Genomic DNA, 16,921 nt, shown 5'->3' with positions numbered 1-16,921 from the left:
TTGGCGGGTTGGAGCCTTCGCCCTAGCTGTGGTTACCTCGGAGCACCCCACGAAAGCCGCAGCTCACCGGTCCGGCCTACGCTGCCGGCAACCACACTGTGACGTCATCGACTAACCAAAATTTCGCGCAAATGCAACTTGACATTAATTTATTCACGCCGTATGATAATGCCAATTGATAGGCGTTGAAGGGATGAGTAACCAGTAAGTCGCGCGCAGAGAGCCAACGGGTGGTGTGAGTTGGTCGCGATGCACTGGTGAAGATGGTCCTGGAGTCTGCTGGTTGGTGAGCAATCGCGAACTGACCCCGGTATCGTGCCCGTTACCGCACGCGAGTATCGTATTTCCGCGGGAGTACCGTACTTACTGAGTGAGCCGTGGTGACGCGGTTCAACACACGGGTGGTAACACGGCAAAGGTCGTCCCGGAATCCATATGGGGATTCTGGGACGACCTTTTGCGTTACCCCCACCACACTTCGAGGAGGATTAATCCATGAGCACAACCAAGTTACACTACAAATTCGACCAGGTCGGCAGCTACCTACGCCCGGCCGCACTCAAACAGGCCCACGCCGACTTTGACGCTGGCAAGATTTCCGCTCAACAGCTGACCGACATCAAGCACGACGCCATCGAGGACCTCGTTCAGCACGAAGTCGACGCGGGCTTGACCGGCATTACCGACGGCGAGTTTAACCGCTCCTGGTGGCACCTCGACTTCCTCTGGAACCTGAACGGCGCCGAGAAGTACAACTACAACGAATCGTACAAGTTCAAGGGCAGCAAGACCCGCACCGATAACGTCCGCCTGGCTGGTCCCATCGCGGCCAACCCCAACCACCCGTTCTACGCCGACTTCGACTTTTTGAAGTCCACGCTCCCCGCAGGCGTTGAACCAAAGGTGACGATTCCATCACCAACGATGTGGTTCCGTGACAACCGGAGTGATAACTGGCACGAATTCTACAGTACTTGGGGCCAATTCCTGGATGACCTGGCTGAGGCCTACCACGAAACTTTGCTCCAGTTCTACCAACGCGGTGCACGCTACATTCAGTTGGACGACACGACCTGGGCCTTCCTGATTGCCCGCCTGAACGAGGCCGAGGACAACCCCGCCGAATTCACCCGCTACGCGCAGCTGGCCGAAGACGCGGTGTACGTCATCAACAAGCTACTCGCGGACCTGCCGGATGACCTCAAAGTTTCGACGCATATCTGCCGCGGTAACTTCAAATCCACTTACCTCTTTGAAGGTAGTTACGCACCGGTCGCACCCTACCTGGGTCAGCTGCCATACGACGCGTTCTTCCTGGAGTACGACAGTGAGCGCGACGGCGACTTTGCTCCCCTCGCCCAGATCTGGAATGGTCGCCGGGACGTCGAAATCGTGCTCGGGCTCGTCACCAGTAAGTTCCCCGAGCTGGAGGATCCTGAGGACGTAAAGCGCCGCATCGAGCAGGCCGCGCAACTGGTACCGCTCGATAACCTCGCCCTCTCCACACAGTGTGGGTTCTCCTCCACTGAGGAAGGCAACGTCCTCACCGACGACGATGAGTGGGCCAAGCTCGCGTTGATTCGCAACATTACCGCCGATGTTTGGGGTAAGTAATTAAATATTGATATTCACGTAGATGAGTAAGTGCAGTGGTCGTGTTCAGAGAGCCGGGACGGGTGTAAGCCGGTCACGCCCACGCACCGAAGATGGTCTACCGTTTGATTGCTGGGTCAGCCACGGCCAACCCAGCCCGGGAACGCCCGTTATCGCGTCACGGTTTACGGTGGTGACACCGTGCACCGGATGAGTGACCCGTAGTGATACGGGTCAAAATACGGGTGGTAACACGATCAAAGTCGTCCCGGGATACGTACAACGTTCACGCTGTGCGCATCCCGGGGCGACTTTTTACGTCTGGGCCCCACCACCCCTGTGCCCGCCGCGGCCACAAACGCGACTCGACATAGCGGCAACCATTCTCCAGACATCCCGGTGCGAATTAACTGCAGTAATTCGCACCACCATACACACAGAGTAGCATGAGCCAGTGATTGATTGGACAACGCGCAGAACACGAAAGGAAGCATCCCCATGACTGAACATAACTATCACTTTGAAACGCTCCAACTCCACGCCGGCCAGGAAGAACCCGACCCGGCAACCGGTGCCCGCGTCACGCCTATTTACCAAACGGCGGCGTTCGTCTTCAAAGACGCGCAGCAGGCCGCCGACCGCTTCGGTCTCCGCGAACCCGGTAACATTTACGGTCGCTTGACTAACCCTACCAACGCGGCTTTGGAAGCCCGTATTGCCGCCCTCGAAGGCGGGACTAGCGCCATCTCGTTGGCCTCAGGCGCCGCTGCGGTGACGGCCGCAATCCTGAACGTGGCGGGTGCTGGCGACCACATCGTCAGTGCTAGCACCATTTATGGCGGCACTTACGAACTGTTTAGTGGCACCCTCAAGCAACTCGGCATCGAGACCACCTTTGTGGACCCGGACGACCCGCAGAACTTTGCGAACGCGATTCAGGACAACACTAAGGTGATCTTCTTCGAGTCCCTCGGCAACCCGGCCATCAACATTGTCGACTTCGAGGCTGTCGCTAAAATTGCGCATGAGCACGGTATCCTGACGATTGTCGACTCCACCTTTGCCACCCCGTACCTCATCCGGCCCTTCGAGCACGGCGTCGACGTCGTGGTACACTCCGCCACCAAGTTCATCGGCGGCCACGGGGCCACGCTCGGCGGACTCGTGATTGAAAAGGGTGACTTCGACTACGCGGCATCCGGGCGCTACCCCGGCTTCACCACGCCGGCAGAAGCGTACGACGGGCTCGTCTGGGCCGACCTCAAGGGCGGTGCGTTCACCACGAAGATTCGCGCCGAGCACCTGCGCGATACCGGCGCCACGTTGGCCCCACAGTCAGCGTGGTACCTGCTACAGGGGCTGGAGACGCTGTCCCTGCGCGTAGAGCGGCACGTCGCTAACGCCCGCAAAGTCGTGGCGTTCCTCCAGCAGCACCCCAAAGTAGCGTGGGTATCCTACCCGGAAACGGAGGACTCACCATACAAGGAACTAGCCGCACGGTACTTCCCGCGCGGTACGGGATCCATCTTCACCTTTGGGCTCAAGGCCGGCGAACACGGCGCGGTACAGCTGATTGACCACGTCGAGCTGTTCAGCTTGCTTGCTAACGTGGGGGATGCCAAGTCGCTGATTATCCACCCCAAGTCAACCACGCACGCCCAATTGAGTGACGCGCAGCTGGCGACGGCGGGGATTACCCCCGACCTCATCCGGATTTCGGTCGGGATTGAAAACGTGGACGATTTAATTGCCGACCTCAGCCAGGCACTGGACGCCGTCGAGTAACGTCAGCACCAACAAGGGACCATCCGCAATTGTGGATGGTCCCTTGTTGGTATTACGTATCTAAATTTCTGGTCCCTGAATACCGTACTGGTACGTCCAATCAATAATGTCAGCAGCGTCACCACTACGGTAAAACGCGGTAATCAGATCGTTCCACCGCGCCCAATGATTGAGTGGGACGTTGATCAAACCCGTACCACCCAAAATCATCAGGCGGTTGGCCGCCAGTAACGCGGTGCGCTTGTTTCCGTCCCAAAATAATTGTCGCCGCATCACGTGGTACATGAACTTCAATGCCCGATACGTGGTGCTGTCGTCACTTGCTAACAAGTCGTGCAAATACTCGATCTCAGCATTTGCATCAACTAACGGCGGCACAAAATCGTTGCCGTCGCCCAGTGCTACCAGACCCGCACCCGTACGGAACTCACCTGGAGCTAGCGAATCATCGGCCGCCACGGTGGCATTGACGGTCCGCACGTACTGCCAGTCAAAGGGTAAATCCGACTCCGTAACGAAACTCCAACCACGCTTTAGGTACACAATCACGTTAATATCGGCGAGTGGTACACCGTCCACACCCAGTCCGTCCATGATGGTTTGAGTTTGCGCCCAGCTCGTGCTAACGCCCTCAAAACGCGCTGCGGTGTGCACCAACCAGGTGGCACCCCTTTGGGCATAACGCTGATTATCGCCAACGTTTAACGCAAATTTATCAGGATAATTGGCCACTGAGCCACCAGCCTTCCGCTACTACTTTGCAGCCGCCCGCTTCTGCGCCGCCTCAATCGTTTGGTAAATCAGCATGTTGACCGTCATCGGGCCCACGCCACCAGGAACGGGCGTGATGGCACTTGCGAGGTACTGAACGCCGTCAAAGTCGACGTCGCCCACGAGCTTGCTCTTGCCGTCAGTGCCAGCAATCCGGTTCATCCCCACGTCGACGATGACCGCACCCGGCTTCACGTCGGCGTCGCTCACGATGCCGGCCTGACCCGTCGCAGCCACGATGATATCGGCGTCACTAAGGATGGTCTGCGGGTTAGTGGTCCGCGAATGCGCAATCGTCACCGTGGCGTCGGCGTGCAGGAGCATTGCCGCCATCGGCTTGCCGACGATGTTGCTGCGGCCGAGAATCACGGCGCGCTTGCCTGCCAAAGGAACGTTGTAAAAGTCCAACAACTTCATAATTCCGCGCGGCGTGCAGGGACGCAGCGTGGTGATCGGTTGACCCTTGGGTGTGCTCCACAAGCGGCCCTGATTTACGTCGGTAAAGCCATCCACATCTTTGTCAGGATCAACGGCGTTGCGCACCGCCTCGGCGTCCACGCCGTCAGGTAACGGTAACTGCACGATTAAGCCGTCCACCCCATCGTCCGCGTTTAACCGCTGGACGACTGCCAACACGTCACTGGTATGCACGCTCGCGGGTAAGTGCTCCGTCGCGGCGTCGATACCCACGGCCTCGGCTCGCCGCTGCTTGTTCCGAATATAGATAGCGCTAGCGGGATCATCCCCCGCCACGACGACCACCAACTTGGGTTTGCGCCCCAGTTGGGCCGTTACCGTAATGGCGCTAGCCTGCATCTCTTTGACCAATGCCTCCGTCACGGGCTTTGCTGCTAAAATTTTTGTCATTGCGCCCTCCTAAATTACACTTTATTTCCATTATACAGTACCGTTCGCGCAGGTCACCAGGCAGACGGGCGAGTTTAAGGGCATCGTTACCACTGCACGCTATAATTTGCAGAATGCGTGCGCGATATTTGGTGGTAATATAGGGGCAGAGCAAAGTTCACCTGTAAACCGAGGAGATCATTATGAGCAAAGAACGACTGGACTGGGACCACTACTTCATGATTCAGGCGGTGCTACTAGCGTCGCGGAGCACCTGTAACCGGCTATCCGTCGGGGCCACGCTGGTGCGGGATAAGCGCATCATCGCCGGGGGTTACAACGGTTCCGTTGCCGGCGATGACCACTGTACCGATAAGGGCTGCTACCTCGTTGAGGGTCACTGTGTCCGCACGATTCACGCGGAAATGAACGCCATCCTGCAGTGTGCAAAGTTTGGTGTGTCCACGGACGGTGCCACGGTGTACGTCACCGACTTTCCCTGCCTGCAGTGTACCAAGATGCTGCTACAGGCCGGCGTGAAGGAAATCGTCTACGAGCGCAACTACCACAACGACGAGTACGCGATGCAGTTACTGAAGCGGATGCACACCATCGTGCGGCAGGTCAAACTCAGCCCCGCCGATCTGGAGCGGGCCAACTTTGCCGAGTATGTTGGTGAGGAAGAAACTGCGGATTAGACTACCTGGGAGGCGGTCAGCATGTGGTTTGTTTTGTTGGGTATCGTGTTAATTGGTTTGGGCGTTTGGCAGGTATGGCGGACGCGGAAGTACATGCACTATCTGCGCACTGATGCTGGTCCAGACACGTCGCCGTTTGCGCTGAATGCAGTGTACACTAGCGGCGTGATCGGAGTAATCGGCGTGCTTGCGGGCGTCGGCGTCATCGTGATGGGATTGACTGGGCAACTGTAGGGCTTGTCCGGAGTAAGGGAACGCGTTTGATAGAGAAAATGGCTGTACGGGCACCCAACCGGGTGATTCCGTACAGCCATTTTTGGGTCCGTTCAAGTAGCACCAGCTAACCAATCCTTCAGCGATATCTGAATCCAAAACAATGGCGCACCCCTGATTGGGGTGCGCCATTGTGCGTTATCTAAGCGTTAATCGTCGCGTCAACCGGATGAGCATCCGTCAACGCGCGTACTTCCTTGGCGACCGCTGCCAACGCGTCCCCATCCTCACGTCCAGCGATTGCACGCACAATCAGCTGGCCGACCTTGTAACAGTCGTCTTCATCAAAGCCGCGCGTAGTCACCGCCGCAGTGCCCAGCCGAATGCCGCTAGTCTTGAACGGGCCGTTAGTTTCATCTGGTAGCTGGTTACTGTTGGTCGTAATCATAACCGAGTCGAGTAAGTTCTGCACGTCGCGACCCGTCACCCCGTACGGCCGCACGTCAACCAACACCAGGTGGTTGTCACTCCCACCAGAGACGAGCTTCAGCTGTGAATCCCCATCGGTCAGCCCGCGGTCCATCGCCTGCATGTTCCGAACAATCTGTTGGGCGTAATCCTTAAATTCAGGCCGCAAAGCTTCGCCCAGCGCCACGGCTTTGGCCGCGATGACGTGGTCGAGCGGGCCACCCTGAATACCGGGGAACAAGGCCGAGTTGATAGCCTTGATGTACTTCTCCTTGCTCAGGATCAGCCCGCCGCGAGGTCCCCGCAACGTTTTATGCGTCGTGGTGGTAACAACGTCGGCGTACGGTACGGGGTTCGGGTGCACGCCCCCCGCCACCAGACCGGCAATGTGTGCCATATCGACCATCAGCATGGCCCCCACGGCATCCGCAATCTCACGAAACTTAGCAAAGTCGATGATCCGACTGTACGCGGAGGCACCGGCCACAATCAACTTTGGCTGCACTTCCTTGGCCTGCGTCATGATGGCGTCGTAATCCAAGCGGCCGTTGGCATCCACACCGTAGTGGAAGAAATTATACTCCTGACCGGAAAAGCTAATCTTGGCGCCGTGCGACAAGTGTCCACCGGCGGCCAAATCCATGGCTAACACCGTGTCCCCGTCATCAAGCAATGCGCGGTACACGGCCATATTAGCCTGTGAACCCGAGTGTGGCTGAACGTTGGCGGCTTCGGCCCCGAATAGTTCCTTGGCGCGGTCGATGGCCAGCTGCTCAGTAATGTCGATGTACTGGTTACCACCATAATAGCGGTGCCCAGGATAACCCTCGGAATACTTATTCGTTAGGACACTACCCTGGGCGGCGCGAACGCCAGCGCTGACAATGTTCTCGGACGCAATTAGCTCAATGTTATGCTGTTGCCGGTCTTCCTCCTGGTGAATCGCCTGCCAAACTTCTGGATCTGCCTCTTCGTAACTGTTAGTCATGGACTGCGGCCTCCTTGTGTCGAATGGAATTTACTACGATTACATCATAGCATGAGGTAGGAGGTTATTAACACCATAAATGCAAAGATGACAAGACAGGTTATTAACGATTGTTGTATTTCGTTAATAGCCTGTCTTGTCGTATGTAATCAAACCTCAATTTATTTACCTACGGAAGTGCAACGATTGTCTTCACTCTGGACGTAAGGCGAATCGTCACGATGCCCTCTCCCAATGGTGTCAGCAACAATCGCCCTGAACTTCCTACCGCAATTTTCAAATCGTACAGTGAAATACTCTGCGCATCCTTACGCAATGTATGCGCATCATTGATACGCACCACCGACCGATCATCCCCGTTAATGGTGACCTGGTACTTACTGACCGACTCGGTGTAAAACTCGTAATGACCATCCGGCGTAGTCAGATTCAGTACGTGTGTTTCGGTGAAAGGAATTCGTCTCTGCGCATCGCTATAGTAAGCAATCTTTTCAAGTAATTCGGCGGGCAAGGGTTCTGGATGGTTGTTTTCGTTTTCCATGGGCTATCCTCCAAAGTTGTTGACTGTTAATGAATACCCTTATTTTAACCCGTAGCTAAATCTGCCGCATTAATTTTGTTCTTAACGAGAAAAAAGACTCACAGGTCATTCGGAGACGGATATAAAACACATTTGGTTATACTGACTTTAAATTGATTTGAATACTACCTGTAAATAAAAAGTATATTGCTTTGAATTAACCAGCATCAATTAACTTTTTTGCGCCTTCATTAAGTTGAATATCCTCATCGTGCTGTTCCAAAATTATTTTTACAAGTTCGCAAACCATCTTTTTACCGCGATTTTCAATAATACGGTTGGCATTGAAAAAGTACTCTGCAATATCAGCCTGGTTAGTAGGATAGGCACGGGGGCCAGTCAGATGCCCGGACCATAATTCAACTACCTCTCCATTGCCATAAGTAAATTCATGCATATAATACTTGTTCAGATAATCCTGCCAGAAAGTATCATCACCCGAAATTTCCATCCAAAAGTTACGCATATCGCGTAATGCAAGGTCCCAATAGTCATGAATATTGCCAATGCCACGCCCTTGATTCATCCAGGACGGAAAGACCATAAAGTTACCAATTGAACTAGTTAATGCAGCAAACCTTTCAAGCTCTTTCATTACGGCTATTTCATTATCGCCATGCTTAACCTTGCCTCCATTCTCAGTCGCAAATTGAAAACTGGCAATTTGGTCAAGCTCTTGATCATACTCTCCGGTTCCCCACTGTTGTAACTTTGACTTTAGGTTGGGTATATCGCCAACAAGTTGTTGCCAACGCTCAGTGTTTTCCATCGAAAATTGGGTATTAGACACAGACAGTAGCTGCGTAAACGTTGTCCCTAAGGAATTGACTGTGTCTCCATTGATTTGATCGTTAACCGATTTTTGCCAGCCCAATGCAACGTAAATTGGAAATGCTGCCTTGTCAACTTCAAAGGCACTATAATTATCCACCAAATCACTGATATTAGGGCTTTTCTTATCAAGCTCCTTAGTGAATTTATACTTTAACCACAAATGCAAATTAGGATAGTCCCCCTCCTCTAATGGCGCGTGTTGATCTTTTGCACTGTAAGAATCATCTAAATACAGTCGTTTAAAATCGAATTGCCAAGGCTTAATCCCATTATCTGTGCACGCGTTAATCCAATTTGCAACCCACTTCAAACTCTTGTTCTCTGTTTTCTGTCCGTCCATATCTTTCATCGCCCCTACAAAAAAGCATTCAGAGGTAGTTTAGGCTGACAAGTTCAAACGACGAACTCTCCTAAAACACAGTCTGAATGCCAATGCTCTATCTAACAATTAAAATCAGAATTCCATTTTTTATCGACAGATACTTACGAATCAATTTTCCATTCGACAATAACACCGTACTTAACTTCCTTTGCAACCTCATCACAGTAATCCCGCTATGGGTATTTAAGTCAACAAATTAGACATTGCTAATTTCCATTGGCCTCATATTCACTTACCACGTCGAGGAAATCACTGCGAAATTGTAACTTTTTGGCATAATCCACAGGGGATTTCCCAGAGACATCCTTCAAATATGGATTGGCTCCGTGATCCAGTAAGTACCTATACAGTACTTCATTTTCGTGCAATGGCAGGAAGTCATTAGTTACTAAATACTTAATTGGTACTGCACCATCCTTGTCCCTTGCATTTATATCGATACCCCGCTCAACCAATTGTTCGACAACCGTCATTAGGTAATCAACATTTGGTGTCTCTGACGAAAGGAAAAGAACGTGAAGTGCATTTTGATGTTCAAACTGGCTGAATAGATTAACATCGGCCCCATTGTCTAGCAAAAAACGAATTATTTCCATTTTGTCAGTCAACATTTCTTGGTTAACCATGCTAGCTATCAGTAAAGTGAATCCACTTTCCTTATCAATCTCATTTATATTACCATCAAAAAAATCTGTAAATTGTTGATATGTGCCCCACATAGCAGCCTCATATACTGATTTAATTCTCACTACATTACCTCCTTCAAATTAATCATTACCGCTTAGATTAACAACAAGTCCAATCGTATTGCTAAGCTTTGAGACTATCGTCCTTGTTGTAAAATGGGACAAAATTTTCAGCCACAAACTTTCCAATTCCAGTATTTTGAGGAATGAAATCAAGTGTTTCTTGCGACGACAGTAGTGCCCCTGCCTCATCACTAACGGCCCGCAACGCTCCACTACTATCGCTATTGACTACCACAAGTAAAGAGCTCCGGTTATTTTCATTCTCAATTGATTGAACTAAATATGCACTGTCTATTTTAGGCTGCTTTTTCAACAGCTCAATCAATCCATCAGTTAATTCACTTACATCAGCACTAGGCTTTCCAATTGAGATTTCCGTTCCACTTTTTACAGATTGTTTTTTCGCTTGCATTGAGAACCAATCATCTCGAGAAAAAGGGATGTTATTGCTATATGGATCAATCACAACACCATAAATAGTGGAATCTTGCTTCAACAAGTCAACCAGTTGACCAAAAGACACTTCAGAATAATTAAGCTTCTGTTGATTCAGACCCATGTTTTTTGTGTCAGAGTACACGGGAAGATATTTTTCATCATGATCATTAGTAATTACTACCAGATGTATTTCATCTTCGCTAATCTGTTGGATTGTTAAAAGCAACGTCGAATCCATAACCGTATCTTCAAGCTCACGAAAACTCTCTTCAGTCTTAGTATTACGAAGGTTTATCAAAGCGGTTTCGATTTTATTTGACATTTTTGTATTCCTCTATTTCCTTCAAAGTCGCCCGGATAATTCATTTTGAATTTTTTCCAGTAAACTTACAATTTCACTGTCAGCATCGTAATCACGAGTATTATCGATATACGGATGAATAAAGCTCGTTAGGTGATAATTATCGTGCATACTATCATCACTCACATCATCAATGATGTCCCTAACTGTATAATACATATCATGGACAGTAGTTGCTCTATATTTTTCCCCGGGATACGTTTTATCGAGCAATTCAAGAAGATGTTCACAATCGCTAACAATTTCATTCAATACATTTACCTCCTAGGTACTATTCGAGCTGATTCAATCCAATCTGATGACCAATTCTTAGGAAGAACAATTTGATCAGCACCACCCTTTAAATAAACAGTGCCGTCACTACTGAGCTGCGGTGCCACCTTACCTATATTCAACCTGGTCCCCTTGGGAATCCTTATAACCTCTTCATATTTTGCAGTATTCTGCCATTCAGGTAATAATGCACTGTCCACAATGGTGTTTGCTCTTGAAGTAGCCGGAACAGTGGTCGCATAGCCTCCATCAATCTTAGCCCTTCCGCCAAATGACCGATATACAGTAATCTCTTCGTTTGTAATCACTGTAGTGTAATGGCCATCCCTGAACGAAGAAACCACATTAGCAGGTAACGAGTTTCGAAATTACTTTTCATTTATTGAACCTCGCTATATATATATAAATTCCCGTCTGGGTACTTTCCACGCCAACCACACGGAATCTTACCGGCCGTATAGATACTATACATGTCAGCAAAGAACTGGGATTCAACAATATCGCTGTAGTATAAGTAAGAGGCCATCGCCAGTAAATTGTATAGGATAATTGGCTCCATACTTTTCTCAAGTCGGCCTTCACTGATCAGTGAAGACATCTGCGATTGAAAGGTGGATGCCAAGTTTTCTTTCATCCAGGCGGCCACATTGTTCCACTCACGATACGCGTCTTGATTGTGAATCGACAAATACGCGCTGACATCTCCTAGCGCATTTGTGCAGATATTCTCCCATCTAGTACCAAGGATAGTTTTTTTGCCCATCTCAAAGTTCACGATGTTTCCCTTAACGGTTAGTATCTCGTTGCTAGGACTCAGAAGGCTTATCTTGACCATTTCAGCCTTTACGATATATCGACTCTTCACAATCTACCCCTCACTTATCACCTAAGCGCCTTTCAATCATTGCTGCTACGTACGGCCTAATGCGTTCTTCATCGTCAATGACCGGGCTCAGGCAACGAATAAAATGCGTTTGATTAAACCAAATGACTTTTATCGGTGCCTTGAGTTGGCGACTGAACCCACCGACTCCCAAGCTGGCCTGTTCCTGTTCGAGTTGTGGCAGATTTCTCAGATTTCCTCCCGAAGCATCGAAATTGCTAATTAGTTCCTGCGATGAGTTTTCAATGTCAGAAATTGTCAATGTACCGATGTTTGTAAGGTCACTATGAATAAGATATTCTGCGGCCGAAACTGCATAATTCCAATCGTATCCACGAGCCGCTATCAAAATATCGTATTGGTGCCAGTCTCCATGGACTGAGTGCTTTAGATCAGCAATCCAGTTTTCATCATCACTTTGCTCTCTACTATTCACTGTTGTTTTTACGGCGGTAGACTTTCTTGCGTTTTTACTACCATGTTTTCCAAAGAACCACATACCATCACCTCTATACTTTAAACACCCCTCAGCTAACAGAACCAAGAAAGGTTAACTGATATCAGAATTCCATTTTTTTCAACAAATAATTCGGGATCAATTTTCCATTCGACAATTGCAACGTACTTAACTTCCTTCGCAACCTCATCACAGCAATCCCGCTATGGGCATTTAAGTCACCAAATTAGACATTACTAATTTTCATTGGCCTCATACTCCTTTACGACATCGATAAAATCACTACGAAACTTTAACTTATTCGCATAATCCACAGGCGATTTCCCAAAGTTATCCCTCAAATGGGGACTAGCTCCATGCTCCAGTAAACATTTATAAATCCCATCATTTTCGTATAAGGGGAGTGCGTTATTAGTGACCAGATACTTGATTGGTACCGCGCCATCCTTATCTTGCCCATTTAAATTGATGCCGCGTTCAACTAGTAGCTTCATAATCGACATTATGTATTCAACATTTAATGAAGCACGCATACGATTTTCCATTTGTATACTTGGTCGATCCTTCATCGGTTTACAATTTAGTGCCTTCCCAATAACATCAGCAGTGTCCTCCACCGTCTTAGCATCTTTCCCAGCTGTCTTAGCCATATCAATGGCCGCCTTCACCTCCAAATTTTGAACGACGCTGTAACTCAGGCAACCCAATCAGCAAAATCATCAAAAGCCATATCTGAATTTATGTTAGCATAACATATCGAATCGTTATTTTGAAACGGAAATCAATTAAATGTTAGCGTAACGTAACATTGGTTATTCGGTTATTCAATGTGGTCGCGACAATATCAGTTTCTCCTTTAGCAGTTGGTCAATCACGCATGCAGGAGCGTGAGTATTGTTGAAATTATTAGACCCACCGTTATCCATAGTCAGTCATCTTCATGGTTATGCTTTAGACTTTCGGCAGTTAAGTCGTTGTATTATGATGCCGTCGTCGTCACTTTTTGGCTGTTTAAATAATCACCAGGTCCTTTTTTTAACACTTAACACCGTAAAAAAAAGCGGACAACATGTCCGCCTTCTACACGACTAAACTTATTGATTTCCGGCACGCGTAAATATCATATCCGCGTTAAAAATCTTGCCCGTCATTATCAGCATAGATCGCCGCTAGTTCACACCCATCAAAGCCAGAGCTATCACTGCGTGCAGATCCTCATTAAGGTTACTCATACCTTACCTCGCCAACACCAAATGCTCGTTCACAAACGCATTCAGCCCCAGCTCGTACAGTTCACGCCCGTACCCCGAGTTCTTCACACCACCAAACGGCAGCTCTGGCGCAGTTAACCACGAACGGTTGATGAACGTCATCCCCGCCTCCAACTGCCGGGATACCCGGTCCGCCCGGTCAGCGTCCTGCGAGAACACCACGCTACCGAGACCGTAACTGGAGTCGTTGGCCAACGCCACGGCTTCCTCCTCAGTATCAACGTGGTAAATGGATGCCACGGGGCCAAACAGCTCCTGGTTGAACACCGGGTTGTCCCGATCAATACCGGTCAACACGGTCGGCTGGAAGAACGCGCCGTCACTATCAATCGGCGTGTTGCCGTACTCCACGTGGGCACCGGCCGCCACGGCCGCGTCCACCTGCTTCTGGAGTTTGTCCTTCGCCCGAGCGGAGGACAGCGGTGCTAGCGTCGTGGCCGGATCCATTGGGTCACCCGGCTGCACCTTTGCGAACTCCTGCTTCATGAATTCAACGAACTCATCGTACCGGTCACCCACCACGATGAACCGCTTCGATGCGGAGCAAATTTGCCCGGCGTTCATCAGCCGTGACTGCGGTGCAACCTGCCGTACCAGGTCCCAGTCCGCGTCGGGCAGGATGATGAACGCGTCGTTCCCGCCTAATTCGAGGGTCGACTTCTTCAGGTTGGCCCCCGCCTCTTTGGCGACCGCCGCACCGCCACGCTCCGAACCAGTCAGCGCCACACCGGCGACACGCGGATCGGCGATGGCCTGCCCCACCTGGTCGTAGTCAATAAACAGGTTGGCAAAGCTGCCGTCCGGCACGCCAGCGCGTCGGAGTACGTCCGCAAAGGCCTCGGCGCTCGCCGGCGTGTTCGACGCGTGCTTCAAGATCATGGTGTTGCCGACGATAAAGTTCGGCGCGAACACCCGCATGATTTGGTAGTACGGGAAATTCCACGGTTCCACCATCACGAGCACCCCGACCGCCTGCTTGGCGTAGTATGCTGGACCCGCGGCGGTGGTCAACGGCGTGTCCGCCAACATTCCCGGTCCGTGGTCCGCGAAGTAATCGGCAATGTCAGCACAGAGCGCCACTTCGGCCTCCGCCTCGCCAATGAGTTTCCCCATTTCGCGCGTCAACGTGGTGGCTAACTCGTGCTGTTCATCCCGCATCAGTGTGGCCACTTGGTGCAAAGCCGCACTGCGCGTCTCCGGCTGGGCGTTCCGAAACTCTAGGTAACGCTTGTGCGCTGCGGTCAACGCAGCCTCCAGATCGGCATCACTCGCGTTTGGATACGTCTGCTCGACTTTGTTCGTGTACGGATTAATCGTTTGGTAAGCCATAAACAATTCCCCTTTGCTAAATATTTGTTAGTGCTTACATTAATTGTAAACCCTTCAGCACCCAATATTCGCGTTAATTCGTGGAAAATGTGTCATCGTTACCAAATGACAACTAGTTATGCCTGTACCCGGGCCACCGCCGGCACCATTGCTGCGGCAATCGCCACGTCCATCGCAATCACGGTGACCAGTACACTACCAACGAAGGCCACGCCCACCAGCACCAGCAAGCCCACCATTGCGGGGACCAACAAGCGCGGATTCTCGCTATTTCCCGTCACGTAGCGGATTATCCACATAACTAGGAAAGTTGCGACGAGCACGCACACAAGCGCGACCCGCCAAGCGGTCACGGGGTGCGCCAGCGCGAGGTCGACCATGACGGCCATGACCATCAGTAGGTACACCACAACGAGGAACAGCCACCGAATCGCCATCACCTGCAAGGACGATTGCATCTCGATTGTGACGGCACCCAGCATCAGGTAGTAAACGCCGCCAACCAGGGCGACGAGGATGATGCTCGCCCCAAAGCCGGCCAGGCGGGTCGGCGACGGTTCATCCCCCGCGTAGGTGAAGAGGCCGGCGATGATTTCACCCAAAGCAATCATTGTCATCAAACCGTAGCGCTCCAGCAGCGAGTCTTTGAGTACGAACGGCTGACCTAGAGCCCGATACTCACGGTACAGTGCACCACGCCCGACCAGGATTACCCCAAAGTTGAGGACGGCAGCCAGCAGGGCAATCCAGGGTAGCCACGTAGCCGGCGCAAACCACCCCACAATCAGGAGGACCGCGACACCAGCGTATGCCCGCGACCAGATCCGGGATGCCGGCGCATGGTGCACGTCAATGGCGGCAATCAGGCGCCATATCAGGCTGAGCAGCGCACTCATCACGACCATCCACGGGAACAGTGGCCGGAAATCGCCGCCGACCGCCACGGGGATATACAACGCAGCCACGCCAGTTATCACCACCTGCGCGCTAATTAGGAACAGGTTAATTAACGTGGCGTTACCGTGGTTGTCAAAGTACCCCGATGTATCGTGCCAGCTCCAGAAGAACCAGGCAAAGACGATGGTCGCGTACGCAAACCGCGCGGGCGTGAAGTCTTCGACTAACGGATCCGTGAGCCGCGCAAGCACCACGGCAAAGATCAGGTCGTAGAACAGCTCCAACCAACTAACTTTACGGTGTGGCAGGATGTTAGTAATGAGACGGGGTTGACCGAAAAATTTTTGCATGACGTGACCTCCTGAAAGTGGTGTGTGGTGGGAATGCGGAAATCGGGGAGTGCGGGCCTTTCGGTTTGAGCTACTTACGCTCTGCTTTCTGAACGGCATGCTCCGCTCTCTAAACGAGTTGCCCCCCGCAGAAACTTGCGCGTAACCCGCTACGGCAATGAAGCCAAACCCGGGCTTCAACGCCGTAGCAAGTTACGCTCCAGTTTCTAACCGCGGGGCTCCACTCTCTACAAAAAAAAGGCCCATCCCCATGCCTCCGCACGCGAACAGTCCCCATTATTGATAACAATTGTTGATTAACTTTACTTAGCTTCGTCGTCAGCAGCGCTGTCAGTAGCGTTACTCTCAGCGGCGTTGCTCTCAGTAGCCTCACTCGTAGCTACTGCATCGGATGTTGCTGCTGCAGCACTATCTGCTGGTGCTTCCGCAGTTGCGGCATCGTCCGTACGCTTCTCCACGCGGGAAATTGCCTGCGTCGCGAACGTCAAGAAGACGCCGTTACAATCCAAGACAATCTTGCCGTGTTCCTGGTCGATGGAGTCAATCACACCGTACAGGCCGCCGACAGTCACGATGGTGTCGCCCTTCTTCAGGCCGTTGAACATCTGCTGGCGCTGTTGCTGCTGCTTCTTAGGTCCGCGAACCATAGAGAAGTACATCAGCACTACCATCAGGATAATTAGAATAATTGTTACGGGACCCATGCCCGTACTTGCACCGAAAATCACTAGTAACGCACCTCATTTTTGTTTGAT

Annotated in this window: 19 protein-coding genes and 1 other annotated feature; of the genes, 4 read left to right on the top strand and 15 right to left on the bottom strand. The window is 51.2% G+C overall.

Annotated features, from left to right (window positions below; genetic code table 11):
• Positions 1-176: 176 nt before the first annotated feature.
• Positions 177-430: a binding site (T-box leader), on the top strand.
• 65 nt (positions 431-495) lie between these two features.
• Together LPA02S_RS06870 and LPA02S_RS06865 are read left to right on the top strand one after the other, a co-directional pair.
• Positions 496-1,614 (top strand): vitamin B12 independent methionine synthase, encoded by a 1,119-nt coding sequence (locus LPA02S_RS06870; protein WP_054651423.1) that lies wholly within the window; start codon positions 496-498, stop codon positions 1,612-1,614.
• 477 nt (positions 1,615-2,091) lie between these two features.
• On the top strand, positions 2,092-3,378 hold the full coding sequence (locus tag LPA02S_RS06865) for an O-acetylhomoserine aminocarboxypropyltransferase/cysteine synthase family protein (protein ID WP_054651425.1): 1,287 nt from the start codon (positions 2,092-2,094) through the stop codon (positions 3,376-3,378).
• Between the two features lie 60 nt (positions 3,379-3,438).
• On the opposite strand, the gene LPA02S_RS06860 is transcribed toward LPA02S_RS06865, so the two are convergent.
• A complete protein-coding gene (locus LPA02S_RS06860; protein ID WP_054651427.1) occupies positions 3,439-4,110 on the bottom strand; it encodes a Fic family protein in 672 nt (223 codons plus the stop codon).
• A gap of 21 nt (positions 4,111-4,131) precedes the next feature.
• Positions 4,132-5,016, bottom strand: coding sequence for a bifunctional 5,10-methylenetetrahydrofolate dehydrogenase/5,10-methenyltetrahydrofolate cyclohydrolase (locus LPA02S_RS06855; RefSeq protein WP_054651429.1), 885 nt, complete (start codon positions 5,014-5,016; stop codon positions 4,132-4,134).
• A 182-nt stretch (positions 5,017-5,198) separates the two neighbouring features.
• On the opposite strand from LPA02S_RS06855, the gene LPA02S_RS06850 reads away from it, so the two are divergent.
• Positions 5,199-5,693, top strand: coding sequence for a ComE operon protein 2 (locus LPA02S_RS06850; RefSeq protein ID WP_054651431.1), 495 nt, complete (start codon positions 5,199-5,201; stop codon positions 5,691-5,693).
• A 21-nt stretch (positions 5,694-5,714) separates the two neighbouring features.
• The gene (locus LPA02S_RS06845) at positions 5,715-5,927 is read left to right on the top strand and encodes a DUF4381 domain-containing protein (RefSeq protein ID WP_054651433.1); all 213 of its coding nucleotides are present in this window, start codon (positions 5,715-5,717) and stop codon (positions 5,925-5,927) included.
• 181 nt (positions 5,928-6,108) lie between these two features.
• On the opposite strand, the gene glyA is transcribed toward LPA02S_RS06845, so the two are convergent.
• The 13 genes from glyA to yajC form a co-directional block, all read right to left on the bottom strand.
• Entirely contained in the window at positions 6,109-7,362 is a 1,254-nt protein-coding gene (glyA, locus tag LPA02S_RS06840) for a serine hydroxymethyltransferase (RefSeq protein WP_056957033.1), read from the bottom strand.
• 169 nt (positions 7,363-7,531) lie between these two features.
• Positions 7,532-7,903, bottom strand: coding sequence for a hypothetical protein (locus LPA02S_RS06835; RefSeq protein ID WP_054651435.1), 372 nt, complete (start codon positions 7,901-7,903; stop codon positions 7,532-7,534).
• Between the two features lie 196 nt (positions 7,904-8,099).
• Complete coding sequence (locus tag LPA02S_RS06830) at positions 8,100-9,116, bottom strand: hypothetical protein (RefSeq protein ID WP_056957034.1); 1,017 nt, start codon at positions 9,114-9,116, stop codon at positions 8,100-8,102.
• A gap of 248 nt (positions 9,117-9,364) precedes the next feature.
• Positions 9,365-9,907: an ankyrin repeat domain-containing protein gene (locus LPA02S_RS06825; RefSeq protein ID WP_056957035.1), complete on the bottom strand. Its 543-nt coding sequence runs from the start codon at positions 9,905-9,907 to the stop codon at positions 9,365-9,367.
• 61 nt (positions 9,908-9,968) lie between these two features.
• Positions 9,969-10,667, bottom strand: a complete 699-nt coding sequence (locus tag LPA02S_RS06820; RefSeq protein ID WP_056957036.1) for an enhanced serine sensitivity protein SseB C-terminal domain-containing protein — start codon at positions 10,665-10,667, stop codon at positions 9,969-9,971.
• Between the two features lie 21 nt (positions 10,668-10,688).
• Complete coding sequence (locus tag LPA02S_RS06815; RefSeq protein WP_056957037.1) at positions 10,689-10,958, bottom strand: hypothetical protein; 270 nt, start codon at positions 10,956-10,958, stop codon at positions 10,689-10,691.
• A 5-nt stretch (positions 10,959-10,963) separates the two neighbouring features.
• Complete coding sequence (locus LPA02S_RS11685; protein ID WP_225350360.1) at positions 10,964-11,287, bottom strand: hypothetical protein; 324 nt, start codon at positions 11,285-11,287, stop codon at positions 10,964-10,966.
• A 71-nt stretch (positions 11,288-11,358) separates the two neighbouring features.
• Positions 11,359-11,667, bottom strand: coding sequence for a hypothetical protein (locus tag LPA02S_RS11680; RefSeq protein WP_054651449.1), 309 nt, complete (start codon positions 11,665-11,667; stop codon positions 11,359-11,361).
• A gap of 187 nt (positions 11,668-11,854) precedes the next feature.
• Entirely contained in the window at positions 11,855-12,361 is a 507-nt protein-coding gene (locus tag LPA02S_RS06805) for a hypothetical protein (protein WP_054651451.1), read from the bottom strand.
• 194 nt (positions 12,362-12,555) lie between these two features.
• Complete coding sequence (locus LPA02S_RS06800; RefSeq protein ID WP_054651453.1) at positions 12,556-12,969, bottom strand: ankyrin repeat domain-containing protein; 414 nt, start codon at positions 12,967-12,969, stop codon at positions 12,556-12,558.
• A gap of 585 nt (positions 12,970-13,554) precedes the next feature.
• Positions 13,555-14,919: an NAD-dependent succinate-semialdehyde dehydrogenase gene (locus LPA02S_RS06795; protein ID WP_054651455.1), complete on the bottom strand. Its 1,365-nt coding sequence runs from the start codon at positions 14,917-14,919 to the stop codon at positions 13,555-13,557.
• A 116-nt stretch (positions 14,920-15,035) separates the two neighbouring features.
• Positions 15,036-16,166: a low temperature requirement protein A gene (locus tag LPA02S_RS06790; RefSeq protein ID WP_054651457.1), complete on the bottom strand. Its 1,131-nt coding sequence runs from the start codon at positions 16,164-16,166 to the stop codon at positions 15,036-15,038.
• Between the two features lie 302 nt (positions 16,167-16,468).
• Positions 16,469-16,894 (bottom strand): preprotein translocase subunit YajC, encoded by a 426-nt coding sequence (yajC, locus tag LPA02S_RS06785; RefSeq protein ID WP_054651458.1) that lies wholly within the window; start codon positions 16,892-16,894, stop codon positions 16,469-16,471.
• Between the last annotated feature and the right edge of the window lie 27 nt (positions 16,895-16,921).

The sequence above is a fragment of the Lacticaseibacillus pantheris DSM 15945 = JCM 12539 = NBRC 106106 genome (genome assembly GCF_001591865.1).
Lineage (GTDB): Bacteria > Bacillota > Bacilli > Lactobacillales > Lactobacillaceae > Lacticaseibacillus > Lacticaseibacillus pantheris.
This window is presented reverse-complemented; position numbering and strand designations above follow the sequence as displayed.